At 73.8% G+C, this 12351-nt stretch carries 12 protein-coding genes; 7 read left to right on the forward strand and 5 right to left on the reverse strand.

The genetic code is table 11. The features are described 5' to 3' along the window. The first annotated feature begins 12 nt into the window (after positions 1–12). On the forward strand, positions 13–870 hold the full coding sequence (locus tag NMK34_RS18585) for a CoA ester lyase (protein WP_318334501.1): 858 nt from the start codon (positions 13–15) through the stop codon (positions 868–870). A gap of 58 nt (positions 871–928) precedes the next feature. Here NMK34_RS18585 and NMK34_RS18590 read toward each other — a convergent pair whose 3' ends face one another. Together NMK34_RS18590 and NMK34_RS18595 are read right to left on the reverse strand one after the other, a co-directional pair. Then, on the reverse strand, positions 929–1564 hold the full coding sequence (locus NMK34_RS18590; RefSeq protein ID WP_318334502.1) for a GntR family transcriptional regulator: 636 nt from the start codon (positions 1562–1564) through the stop codon (positions 929–931). Positions 1565–1594: 30 nt separating this feature from the next. Next, on the reverse strand, positions 1595–1975 hold the full coding sequence (locus NMK34_RS18595) for an SDR family oxidoreductase (RefSeq protein ID WP_318334503.1): 381 nt from the start codon (positions 1973–1975) through the stop codon (positions 1595–1597). A gap of 179 nt (positions 1976–2154) precedes the next feature. Between NMK34_RS18595 and NMK34_RS18600 the strand changes: the two genes are divergently transcribed. The 4 genes from NMK34_RS18600 (at position 2155) to NMK34_RS18615 (ending at position 7185) form a co-directional block, all read left to right on the forward strand. Further along, entirely contained in the window at positions 2155–2517 is a 363-nt protein-coding gene (locus NMK34_RS18600; RefSeq protein ID WP_318334504.1) for a hypothetical protein, read from the forward strand. Continuing rightward, positions 2514–4628, forward strand: coding sequence for an acyl-CoA dehydrogenase family protein (locus NMK34_RS18605; RefSeq protein ID WP_318334505.1), 2115 nt, complete (start codon positions 2514–2516; stop codon positions 4626–4628). Before NMK34_RS18600 ends, NMK34_RS18605 begins: the two co-directional genes overlap by 4 nt. Next, positions 4625–5374, forward strand: a complete 750-nt coding sequence (locus tag NMK34_RS18610; RefSeq protein ID WP_318334506.1) for an enoyl-CoA hydratase — start codon at positions 4625–4627, stop codon at positions 5372–5374. The genes NMK34_RS18605 and NMK34_RS18610 overlap by 4 nt, the downstream gene beginning before the upstream one ends. A 245-nt stretch (positions 5375–5619) precedes the next feature. Beyond that, entirely contained in the window at positions 5620–7185 is a 1566-nt protein-coding gene (locus NMK34_RS18615) for an FAD-binding oxidoreductase (protein ID WP_318334507.1), read from the forward strand. A gap of 63 nt (positions 7186–7248) precedes the next feature. Here the strand turns inward: NMK34_RS18615 and NMK34_RS18620 are convergent, their stop codons facing one another. The 3 genes from NMK34_RS18620 to NMK34_RS18630 all read right to left on the reverse strand — a co-directional run bounded on the left by NMK34_RS18620 (position 7249) and on the right by NMK34_RS18630 (position 10216). After that, a complete protein-coding gene (locus NMK34_RS18620) occupies positions 7249–8112 on the reverse strand; it encodes an ABC transporter permease (RefSeq protein WP_318334508.1) in 864 nt (287 codons plus the stop codon). After that, the gene (locus tag NMK34_RS18625; RefSeq protein ID WP_318334509.1) at positions 8109–9107 is read right to left on the reverse strand and encodes an ATP-binding cassette domain-containing protein; all 999 of its coding nucleotides are present in this window, start codon (positions 9105–9107) and stop codon (positions 8109–8111) included. The genes NMK34_RS18620 and NMK34_RS18625 overlap by 4 nt, the downstream gene beginning before the upstream one ends. Positions 9108–9394: 287 nt before the next feature. Further along, positions 9395–10216: an NAD(P)H-binding protein gene (locus NMK34_RS18630; RefSeq protein ID WP_318334510.1), complete on the reverse strand. Its 822-nt coding sequence runs from the start codon at positions 10214–10216 to the stop codon at positions 9395–9397. Between the two features lie 154 nt (positions 10217–10370). On the opposite strand from NMK34_RS18630, the gene NMK34_RS18635 reads away from it, so the two are divergent. Both NMK34_RS18635 and NMK34_RS18640 read left to right on the forward strand, forming a co-directional pair. Next, positions 10371–11516: a class I SAM-dependent methyltransferase gene (locus NMK34_RS18635; protein ID WP_318334511.1), complete on the forward strand. Its 1146-nt coding sequence runs from the start codon at positions 10371–10373 to the stop codon at positions 11514–11516. Continuing rightward, on the forward strand, positions 11513–12349 hold the full coding sequence (locus NMK34_RS18640) for an NAD(P)H-binding protein (RefSeq protein WP_318334512.1): 837 nt from the start codon (positions 11513–11515) through the stop codon (positions 12347–12349). Before NMK34_RS18635 ends, NMK34_RS18640 begins: the two co-directional genes overlap by 4 nt. The last annotated feature ends 2 nt before the right edge of the window (positions 12350–12351 follow it).

Consider the following 12351-nt stretch of genomic DNA (forward strand, 5'->3'; position numbering starts at 1 on the left):
GGGGAACGACCGATGGCGGTGGCGCGCAGTTACCTCTACGTGCCGGGCGACCGGGCGGACCTGCTGGACAAGGCGGCCGGGCGGGGCGCGGACGCGCTCGTGCTCGACCTGGAGGACGCGGTCACGCCGGCCCGCAAGGCGCACGCCCGGGAGACGGTCGCCGGGCACCTGGGCGCCGCCGCGCCGTCCGGCCCCGAGCTGTGGGTGCGGATCAACAGCGACCAGGTCGAGGCGGACGTCGAGGTGCTCTCCCCGGCGGCGGCCGGGGTCTGGGTGCCGAAGGCCGAGCCGGAGCTGCTCGCCGAGGTCGACGCCGCGCTGACCCGGGCGCAGCGGCGGCTCGGCCCGGACGCCCCGGCGTTCCGAATGGTGGCGCTGATCGAGACCGCCCGGGGCGTGCTCACCGCGCCGCGGGTGGCCGCCGCGCCGCGGGTTCTGCGGCTCGGCCTCGGCGAGGCGGACCTCGCCGGTGAGCTGGGACTTCAGCCGGGGCCGGACCGGGCGGAGTTCGCCCCGATCCGCTCCCAGGTCGTGGTCGCGTCGGCCGCGGCCGGCATCACCCCGCCGGTGGGACCGGTGGAGACGACCCTGCGCGACCCGGAGCGGCTGGAGCGGACCACCCGGGCGCTGCTGCGGCAGGGCTTCCGGGCCCGCAGCGCCATTCACCCCGGGCAGATCGCGACGATCAACGAGGTGTTCACCCCCACCGAGGCCGAGGTGGCCTCGGCCCGCGCCGTGCTGGACGCGCTGGAGCGGGCCGAACGCGGCGGCTCCGGGGTGGCCACCGACGCCGGCGGGCGGCTGCTGGACCGGGCGGTGGTACGGGCCGCCGCCGAGGTGGTACGCCGCGCCGAGGCGTCCGCCGGGTGACACGTGACGCCGGGCCGGGGACCGTCGACGGGTGCGACGTGTCCCGGCCCGGCGTGGGTCAGGGCGTGCCGAGGGTGGCGCGGGCGGCCAGGATGTGCGCCCGCATCACCGATCCGGCCCAGGCACGGTCGCGCGCCTCGAACGCGTCGATCAGCTCCCGGTGGTGCGACATGCTGCGCGCCATCGCCGCCTCGTCGTACCGGCGGAACGTGCGGTTCACCAGCGGCGTCTGCACCACCGCCCCGAGCAGCGCGCTCAACCGGCGGTTCCGCCCCGCGCCCAGGATGATCTCGTGGAACTGCGCGTTGCAGACCGCGATCCGGTCCGCCCGGTCCCGCCGCTGACCGGCCGCGTAGCCCTCCATCTCGGCGCACAGCTCGCGCAGCCGGGCGATCTCCTCCGGGGTGATCCGGGCCGCGGCCAGCTCGGCGCCGTACCCCTCCAGCAGGGCACGCAGCTCGAAGATCTCCTCCAGGTCCTGCTCCCGCCAGGCCGGGACGGTGGCGCCCCGGTTGGCCTCCCAGTCCACCAGGCCCTCGGCGTGCAGCCGGCGCAGCGCCTCCCGTACCGGGGTGCGGCTCACCCCCACCGCGGCGGCGAGATCCTCCTCGGAGAGCTTCTTCCCCGGCTCGTACGCCCCACCGAGGATGCGCGTCTTGATCGACTCGTACGCCGACTGCGTGGCCCGGCCCATGCGTCCCCCCTCTGTTCACCGATGGTGAACCTACATCGACGCGGTGGAACCGCCGTTGACGGCGTACTCCGAGCCGGTCACCTGCCGGGCCCGGTCCCCGGCGAGGAACAGCACCACCTCGGCGACGTCCTCCGGCTCGTTCATCCGGCCCAGCGGCAGCCGGCGCAGCTCGTGCACCACGTGGTCGGCGGCGGCGGAGACGTCGATGCCGAGCCGGAGCGCGACCGACTCCAGGTAGGCGTCCATGGTCGGGGTCCGGGTCGGGCCGGGCGGCGGCTGGGTGTTCACCGGCTTCCACTGGCCGGTGCTCGCCGGCCAGTGCGCGTACGCGCTGCCCGGCGAACCGTTCAGCCAGGTCTTCGAGGCCGGCGCCAGCGCGCACCGGCCCGGCGACGACGTGCCGACCAGCACCACCGACTACCCGGCGTACGCGGGCGGGTTCGGCTGGCTGGGCGGCACCGCCGACGTGCTGCTGGCGATGGGCCACCGGTTCGACCGGGTGGTGCTCGACGCCGGCAACGTGGACCTGCGCGGCCGGATCAACTCGTCGTACCTGGGCCCCCGGGAGCGGCCCACGGTGCGGCTGCCAGGTGGCGGGGGGTGCCGCCGACGTCGCGGCGGCGGCACGGGAACTGGTGCTGCTGCACGGAGCCCGGGATCCGCGCCGGATCGTGCGCGCGGTCGAGCACGTGACCGCCGCGCCCGCCCCGGACGCGATGGTGCGGCTGCACACCCGGTGGGGCGTGGTCCGGCTCGGCGCGGCTCCGCGGCTGGAGGAGGTCGCCACGGACGGCGAGGTGCTGCGCGCCCACCTGACCGCGCTCGGCGTACCCGTCGACGGCGCGGCACCCCGGCCGCCGGTCACCGCAGCCGAACGCGCCGCGGCCGTCGGCGTGCTGCGGCGGGCCGCCGTACGCGGCTACTCAGTGGCGAAGGGAACGGACAGAGGATGACTGACGACGATCTCGGTGAGCTGCGCCGGCAGGTACGGAAGCTGGTCGGCGAGTGGCGCGACGGCGACCGGTTCCGGCCGGTGTGCGACGCGTGGCTGCGCTCGTACGACACGGAGTTCAGCCGCGCGCTGGCCGGCCGGGGCTGGATCGGCCTGACCTGGCCGCGCGAGTACGGCGGGCAGGCCCGCTCGAACCGGGCCCGGCTGGTGGTCACCGAGGAACTGCTGCGCGCCGGGGCGCCGGTGGCCGCGCACTGGATCGCGGACCGGCAGATCGGCCCGGCCGTCCTGCGGTACGGCTCCCCCGCGCTGCGCGAACGGTACCTGCCGGCGATCGCCGCCGGGACGGTGACGTTCTGCCTCGGCATGAGCGAGACCGAGTCCGGCAGCGACCTCGCCTCGGTGCGCACCACGGCCCGCCCGGACGGCGACGGATGGCGGCTCACCGGCGGCAAGATCTGGACCAGCCACGCCCACCGGTCCACGCACGCCTACGTGCTGTGCCGCACCGGCACCGGCGACGACCGGCACGAGGGCCTGACCGAGCTGATCGTGGACATGTCCGCTCCCGGCGTGACCGTCCGGCCGATCGTCGACCTGCGCGGCGAGCACCACTTCAACGAGGTCCTCTTCGACGACGTGCACGTGCCCGGCGACCACGTGCTGGGCACCGCCGGCAACGGCTGGACGCAGGTCACCGAGCAGTTGTCCTTCGAACGCGGCGGGATGGAGCGGGTGCTCAGCACGTACCCGCTTCTGGCCGCCACCGTCGACGCGTGCGCCGGACGGCGGGACGCGGACGCCGCGCTGGGCGAGGCGCTGGCCCGGCTGGCCGGGCTGCGCGGCCTGGCCTGGCGGATCGCCGGTGAGCTGGACGCCGGGCAGGCCCCGGTGCACGCGGCGGCGGTGCTGAAGGACCTGGGCACCGAGTTCGAGGCCGACGTCGACGAGATCGCCCGTACCGTGCTCGACGCCGAGCCCGACCCCGACGGCGACGGACCGGCCGGGTTGCTCGCCCAGGGGCTGCTGGCCGCGCCGGGCTTCTCGATCCGCGGCGGCACCACCGAGGTGCTGCGCACCATCATCGCCAAGGGTGCCGCCCGCGCGCCCCGGCACGGCGGCGACGAGCTGCGGGAACTGGCCGACGACGTGCTCGGCGGGCACGGCGGCGACCCGGACGGCCTGCCCGCGCTCTGGTCCACGGTGCACGGGCTCGGCTGGACCGGCGTGTCGGTGCCGGAGGGCTCGGGCGGCTCGGGCGGCACGCTCACCGACCTGGCCGCGCTCGTACGCGGGCTGGGCCGCCACGGCGTCTCCCTGCCGCTGGCCGAGACCGTGCTGGCCGCCCGGCAGCTCGCCGCCGCCGGTCGCGCCCTGCCCGGCGGAGTCGCCACCGTGGTCGCCGGCGGCGGGCTCGCGGTGGCCGGCGGGCGGCTGCGCGGCACGGCCGCCCGCGTGCCGTGGGCCGCCGCCGCGCGGACACTGCTGGTGTACGCGGGCGACGACGCGTTCGTGGTGCCCGCCGACCACCCCGGCGTCCGGGTCGTGCCCGGCCGCAACCTGGCCGCCGAGCCGCGCGACGACGTGACGCTCGACGTCCCGGTCACCGGCGACATGCGGCTGACCGGCGCCGCGCCCGCCGCGGCGGTACGCGCCGAGGCGGCGGTGCTGACCGCCGCCGCGCTCACCGGCGCGCTCGATGCCGCCGTGGAGCACACCCGGCAGCACGTGACGACGCGGGAGCAGTTCGGCCGGCCGCTGCTGGCGTTCCAGGCGGTCGGGCAGACGCTGGCCCGGATGACGGCGCACACGCTGCTGGCCGGCACCGCGCTGGACGCCGCGCTGGCCGGCCCGGACCCGCTGCGGGTCGCCGCCGCGCGGGTGCTCACCGGGCGGGCCGCGACGCTGGTGGCGCGCGGCGCGCACCAACTGCACGGGGCGATGGGCGTGACCCGCGAGCACCCGCTGCACCTGTCCACCCGCAGGCTCTGGTCCTGGCGGGACGAGAACGGCACCCAGCAGTTCTGGGCCGCCACGCTCGGCGCGGCGCTGGTGCCGCGCGGCAGCGCCGGCGTCTGGTCCTGGCTGACCGAGCAGGAGGATGAGTCATGAGCAAAGTGGAACTGCACAACACCGAGGGGTGCTGGACGCTCACGCTGAACGACCCGGACCGGCGCAACGCCATCGACGCGGAGATGCGCGACGCGCTCGGCGACGCGATCGCCGAGGTGGCCGCCGACCGGCACGCCCGTACGCTCGTGGTCACCGGCGCGGGTACGGCGTTCTGCGCCGGCGCCGACCTGCCCGCCATGTTCGGCGAACCAGGCCGCGGCGTCGCGGAGATCCGCGCCGACCTGCACCGCGTCTACGACAGCTTCCTGCGGGTACGGGCGCTGCCGATCCCGACGATCGCCGCCGTGCAGGGACCGGCGGTGGGCGCCGGGCTGAACCTGGCGCTGGCGTGCGACACCCGGATCGTCGGGCCGAAGGCGAAGCTGATCGCCTCGTTCACGAAGCTCGGCCTGCACCCCGGCGGGGGCTGCACCTGGTTCCTCACCCGGGCGCTCGGCCCGGAACGCGCCCTGCGGCTGCTGCTCGACGGCGGGAGCGTGGACGGCCCCGAGGCGGTACGCGTCGGGCTCGCCGCGACGCTCGCCGACGACCCGCTGGCGGCCGCGCACGAGCGGGCCGAACGGTGGGCGGCGCTGGACCCGGCGCTGGCCCGCGACATCAAGACGTCGGTACGCACCGCGGAGACGGCCGGCTTCCCGGCCTCCCTGGAGTTCGAGTCGTGGGCGCAGGCGTCCTCGGCGACCGGGCCGGCGATCCAGGAGGCGGTGGCCGCGTTCCGCAGGTGACCGGTCGGGTACGCCCCGGGCCGGCGCGCCCGCCCGTGTCCCCGCCGCGGCTGTAGCCGTTCTCGAGCCGGCCCGCCTAGCGTCGGCTCGACCAGCCGCGCCGGTCGCGGCGGGCACAGGGACAGGGGGGCCGGCTGTGCGGATCCGACAAGCGGCGGAGGCGGCTGCCGGGCCACAGGCCCCGGTCGCGGTCGTCGACCGGCCCGGCACGGGCGGCGGACGGCACGTACACGTCGAGGTCGTCGGTGCGTGAGCGGATGACCCGGCGAGGGCTGTTCGGCCTGACCGCGGCGGCCAGCGGCGCCGGCCTCGCCCGGTGGGACGCCCCGGCGGACGCCGTCCCGTTCGGCCCGGTCACGGTGCCGCCCGGTGACCCGCGGTACGAGGAGCTGACCACCCGGGCCTACAACGGCCGGTACACGGGCCGGCCGGCTCGGGTGCGGCTGGTCGGCACACCCGAGCAGGTGGCCGACGCGGTCGGTGAGGCGGTTCGCGACGGGCTGCGGATCGGCGTCCGCAGCGGCGGGCACGGCTTCGCCGACGTGCCGGACCATCCGGACGTGCGGGTGCTGATCGACGTGTCGCAGATGAACGCGATCGGCTACGACCCCGGGCGGAAGGCGTTCGTGGTGGAGTCCGGCGCGACGCTCGGGCAGGTGTACCGGACGCTGTTCCTGGGCTGGGGCGTGACCCTGCCCGGTGGCACGTGCCCCGACGTGGGGATCGGCGGGCACGTCGCCGGTGGCGGCTACGGCGCGCTCTCCCACCGGTACGGCGCGATCGTCGACCACCTGGAGGCGGTCGAGGTGGTGGTGGTCGGTGCGTCCGGCCGCCCCCGCACCGTGATCGCGTCACGTGATCCCGGCGACCCGAACCACGACCTCTGGTGGGCGCACACCGGTGGCGGCGGCGGCACCTTCGGCGTGGTCACCCGCTACTGGTTCCGCTCGCCGGGGACGCGGGGCGCGCCGGCCACGCTGCTGCCGAAACCGCCGGCCTCGCTGCGCCAGGCGATGGTGGCGTGGCGGTGGGACGACGTCGACGAGGTGGGATTCGCCCGGCTGCTGACCAACTACACCGACTGGCACGCGGCGCGGCCCGACGCCGACCTGCACGCCGGTCTCAGCCTCCTGCACCGCGCGACCGGCGAGATCCGGCTGGACGTGCAGACCTCCGGTGACGACCCGCGCGCCGTGGCGTTCGTGGACGACTACGTGGCGGCGATCGGCGCCGGGGTCGGCGCGGAACCGGCGGTGCAGGCGTTCACCTGGCCGTGGCTGCGCGCCACCACGTCGTCCTATCCGGGCCTGAGCCGCTACCGGATGAAGTCGAAGTCGGCGATGCTGCGGCGGCCGTGGACCGAGGGTCAGATCGCCACGATCCACCGCTTCCTGCAGCGCGGGGGCCCGGAGTTCTACGGCGCCGGGGCGTACCTGAGCAAGTTCGGCGGGCGGATCGGGCGGGTGCCGGCCGACGCGACCGCGATGCCGCACCGGGACGCGCGGCTGAGTTCGTTCTTCGAGACGGCGTGGCTCGACGAGGCCGAGGACGCGACGCAGCTGGCCTGGGTACGCGACCTCTACCGCGAGGTGCACGCCGACAGCGGCGGGGCGCCGGTGCCCGGCGAGGCGTACAGCGGGGCGTTCGCGAACTACCTCGACACCGATCTGGCCGACGAGGCGCTCAACACGTCCGGCACGCCGTGGCACGAGTTCTACTACCGGGACAACTACCCCCGCCTGCAGCGGGTGAAGGCGCGCTGGGATCCGCGGGACGTGTTCCGGCACCGGATGTCGGTCCGGCCGGCCTGACCGGCCGGGCGCCGCTCTCGCCGGGTTGGGGGCCGACGGCGAGAGCGGCTGCTCCCGAGGGCCTCAGCGGCCCTTCCGCCGGTGGTACGCGGCCATCGTCAGCGGACCGAAGACCAGGACCAGGCCCACCGAGATGCCCACCACCCAGGCGATCTGTTCGACCGTGGCGTCGCCGTGCATGAGCCCGCGGGCGGCGGTGGCCGCGAAGCTCATCGGGTTGGCGTCGGCGATGATCTGCATCCACCGCGGCATGGTCTCGGTCGGCACGAAGATGTTGCTGGTGAAGACCAGCGGGAAGACCACGATCATGCTGGTCGAGGCGACCGTCTCGGGCGCCTTGGCCACCACGCCGAGGGTGGTGAAGATCCAGCTCACCCCGAACGCGAACAGGATCAGCACGAGCACCGCGAAGATCGTCCCGGTCAGGCTGCCCCGGAATCCGAGCAGCACGCCGAGCGTGATGGTCAGGGTGAGCGCGACCACGTAGCGGAACATGTCGGCGAGCAGGCTGCCGACGATGGTGGCCGGCTGCCAGAACGGCAGCGTGCGGAACCGGTCGAAGATGCCCTTGGTGATGTCCGTGTTCAGGGCCGTTCCGGTGTAGACGGACATCATGACCACGGTCTGCACCAGGATGCCGGGCAGGAACAGCTGGAGGTAGTCGCTCGTCGACCCGCCGATCGCCCCGCCGAAGAGGTGGGTGAAGACCAGCAGGAAGATGAACGGGAACAGGATCATGTCGACGAGCTGGGCCGGGTGGTGCCGGAAGGTGGCCAGCGCCCGCCAGAGGTGGGTCAGCGACGCGGCCAGCGGCCCCGGTCGCGGTGGCCGCGGGTACGCGGTCAACGACCGCCGCAGCACGTCCTCCAGGACCGCGGACGGCTGCTCGGCGGGAACGCCGGCGGGGGTCTCGGTGGTGACGCTCATGCGACGTTCTCCTTCTGCGGCGTCTCGGCGGCGGGCGTGTGGTCCGCGTCGACCTTGTGCCCGGTCAACGCCAGGAACACCTCGTCCAGGCTGGGCTGGCCGAGCGAGAACTCGCTGACCCGCAGGCCCGAACGGTTGAGGCGGATCAGGGCCTCGGCGGCGGCGTCCGGGTCGTCGACCCGGGCGGTGAACGCCGCCGGGTCGGCCGCGTACTCCACTGTGGTGCCGAGCACCGCGCCCAGCATCTCTCCGGCACGGGGCCGGTCCTCCGGGCTGACCAGGCGAACGTGCACCGCACCACTGCCGACCGACGCCTTCAGCTCGCCCGGCGTGCCCTCCGCGATGATCTTCCCGCGGTCGATCACGGCGATGCGCTGGGCCAGTTCGTCGGCCTCCTCCAGGTACTGCGTGGTGAGCAGCACCGTGGTGCCGACCGACACCAGCGCGCGTACCGCGTCCCAGACCTGGAGGCGACCCTGCGGGTCCAGCCCGGCGGTCGGCTCGTCGAGGAACAGCAGCTTGGGCGCCACCACGATGCTCGCGGCGATGTCCAGCCGCCGCCGCATGCCACCGGAGTAGCCCTTCACCAGGCGGTCCGCCGCATAGGCGATGCCGAACGCCTCCAGCAGTTCGCCGGCCCGGCGACGGGACTCGGACCAGGAGTGCCCGAGCAACCGGGCCACCAGGACCAGGTTCTCCTCCCCGGTGAGGCCCTCGTCGACCGAGGCGAACTGACCGGTGAGGCTCACCAGGCGGCGCACCGCCTCACCCTCGGTCGCCACGTCGTGTCCGAACACCCGGGCCGTGCCGCCGTCCGGCTTGAGCAGCGTGGCGAGCGTGCGGATCGTGGTCGTCTTGCCCGCGCCGTTGGGGCCGAGGAAGCCATAGATCATGCCTTTCGGCACGTTCAGATGGACCCCGTCCAATGCGCGAACCGTCCCGAAGACCTTGACCAGGCCCTCGATCTCGATCGCAGAATCCGACTGTGCTTCCAATTCCCTCTCCCCTGGGCACGATGATGGTTGCCACGAATCCGGGCAGGATTGACCGCCAAGGCCAATGGCCGATTCGGTCGAGCTCACCGTACACCAGGGACAGAGGAGAACGCACATGGAAAATATTGCTATTCCAGGCTTGACAAGTCGCCGAATATGCTGTCAAGCCCTTGATGAAACCGCAGGTCAAGGGCGAGGCTACATTCGCCTTGACATCGCCGTAGACAGCTCGATCCGACCGGGCATCAATTGCGTCCCCATTGACGCGACGCCATGTCGTCCACGAATCAGCGGAAGTCGTCCACATGGTCACGCGCCCACTGCGCAAACGTGCGACCTGGCCTTCCGACGACCTCGGCGTAGTCACCGCTGACCGCCGGCGGCTCTTTCTCCCATTCCACGAAATAGCCCAGGATGTGATCGGCGATGATCTCCGGCCACCCCTCGCGCAGCATGTTCTCCCGCGCCTGCTCCGGGCTCAGCTCCTCGATGCGGATCGGCCGCCCCAGCGCCGCGCCGATCGCCTCGATCTGCGCGCGCTGCGTGACCTGCTCCGGTGCCGTCAGCTCATAGGTCCTGCCGACGTGCCGGTCCTCGACCAGCGCCCGGACCACCACGTCGGCGATGTCCGCCTCGTGGATCGGCACCGCCGGTACGTCCAGGTACGCGCTGCGCACCACACTCTCCGCCCGGATCGACGGGCCCCACACGTCGATCTTGGTGGTGGCGAACTCGCCCGGCCGGACGAAGGTGAACTCCAGTCCGGAGTCACGCACCGCGCCCTCGACCGTGTGATAGGGCCGCCCGGACGAGGAGAGCACCACGATCCGCCGCACGCCTGCCTCACGCGCGATCGCCACCACCTCCTCCGGCCGGTCGAGCACCCCGTCGCCGTTGATCGAGATGAGGTACATCCGCTCGACACCGGCGAACAGCGCCGGCAGCGTCTCCATCCGGCCCAGGTCGCCGGCGACCACCTCGGCGCCGTCCGGCAGCCCGGCGGTCCGCGGGTTACGGCTGGAGGCCCGTACCTTGTGCCCCTCCGCCAGCAGTCCGGCCACCGCCCGGCGTCCCACACTGCCGGTCGCGCCGGTCACCAGAATCGTCATCGCGTCCTCCTCGGTCGGTGCTCCATGGCCACGGCGATCCTGCGGCGCACCGGTCGAGTCCGGCTCGAAGCACGCGCGACGGTCCACCGGTCCTCCACGGCTTCTCGAGCCGCGACGAACACGATCGGGACCAGTCGACGAAAGAGGGACGCCCGTGGAACACCTGTTGGCGCTCGCGGCCGGCAGCGAGCAGGAGAGCCGGGCCGTGCTGACCGAGGACGACGCCGCTCTGCTGCTCACCGAGATCGCCGGCCGGGCCACGCTGTTCGACGGGCCGCCCGAGCCGGTGACGGTCCAGATCGACCTCGGCACAGCCGGCAAGCAGCTCGGCTACCTGGTCACCGTCGGGCCCGGCGGGAGCACTGTGGAGCCGGGCTGGTCGGCGGACGCGCCCGCGCGGATCCGGCAGGATCTCGCCGAACTCCTGCACGCCGTGTACGGGCGCCCCGGTGGTGGTCACGCCACCCGGGAGATCGAGCTGATGCCCGCCCCGCCGCCGGAGGAGGTCGACCCTGCGGCGGTGTTCCGGCGCCGCCGCGCCGCCGCCCTGGCGGTGCACCAGCTGGTCAAGGCGTCCTCGGCGGAACCCGCCGACCTGGACACCCTGGCCCTGCGGTTCGGCTCGGACAAGTGGGGCGACCACTGGTACACGCCGCACTACCAGCGCCACTTCGCGCCGTACCGGGAGGACCGGATCAGGCTGCTGGAGATCGGCGTGGGCGGGTACGACGCCCCGGACCAGGGCGGCGAGTCGCTGCGGATGTGGAAGCACTACTTCCGCCGCGGACTCGTGCACGGCCTGGACATCTTCGACAAGTCCCGGATCGACGAGCCGCGACTGCGGACCCACGTCGGTTCGCAGGCCGACCCCGTCTTCCTGGCCGGGCTCGCCGCGCGGATCGGGCCGCTGGACGTGGTGATCGACGACGGAAGCCACCTCAGCGCCGACGTGATCAGCTCGTTCCGCACCCTGTTCCCCCTGGTCCGCCCCGGCGGCCTGTACGTCATCGAGGATCTGCAGACGTCGTACTGGACCGGTTGGAACGGCGGTCACCCGGAGTCCGGGCACCCGGACACCTCGCTCGGTTTCCTGCGGACCCTGGTCGACGCCCTGCACCACCAGGAACGCCTCGACGTCCCGGCGGCCGAACTGGATCGCTGGGTCGGTGCGCTGCACGTCTACCACAACATCGCCTTCATCGAGAAGCGCCTCAACGCAGAGCAGGGGTCGCCGGCCTGGATCCCACGCGACCTCGACCCGTCGGTGTGGATGTACCCCCAGCCGGAGGAGGAGAAGTGACGATCCTGGTGACCGGAGCGACCGGAAGCGTCGGCCGACACGTCGTCGGCGAGCTGCTGGACCGGGGCGAACGGGTGCGGGCGCTGACCCGCACCCCGGAGACCGCCGGCCTGCCGGAGAAGGCGGAGGTGGTACGCGGCGACCTGCTGCGCCCCGAGACGCTGGAGCCGGCGCTCGCCGGGGTGACCCGGCTGTATCTGTTCCCGGTGCCGGACACCGCCGAGCAGTGCGTGGACCTGGCCGTACAGGCCGGGGTCGAGCGCGTCGTGGTGCTCTCCTCCGACGCGGTGAACACCCGCTACGAGGTGGCGGGGGACAGCATCGACGACCACGAGAAGGTGGAGAGCGCGGTGGAGCGCTCCGGCCTGGCCTGGACCTTCCTGCGACCGGTCGCGTTCGCCGGCAACACGCTGTTCTGGTCGCACTCGATCCGCGCCGAGAGCGTGGTGCGGGCCGCGTACCCGCAGGCGGCGCAGGCGTTGGTGCACGAGGCCGACATCGCCGAGGTGGCGACGGCGGCGCTGCTCAGCGACGCCCACGACGGCAAGGGCTACACGCTCACCGGCCCCGAGGCGGTGACCCAGGTGGCGCAGGTCCGGGCGATCGCGGACGCGATCGGCCGGGAGGTCCGCTTCGAGGAGATGACCCCGGAGGCGAAACGGGCCGAGATGCTCCAGTACCTCCCCGCCGACTCGGTCGACATGATCCTCGGCTACTTCGCCATCGCCGAGCGGCATCCCGACCCGGTCACCGACGCGATCGAACGGGTCACCGGCCATCCGGCCCGCAGCTTCGCCGACTGGGCCGTCGACCACGCGGACGCGTTCCGCTAGGA

This window comes from Micromonospora sp. BRA006-A (assembly GCF_033433935.1).
Taxonomy (GTDB): Bacteria; Actinomycetota; Actinomycetes; order Mycobacteriales; family Micromonosporaceae; genus Micromonospora; species Micromonospora aurantiaca.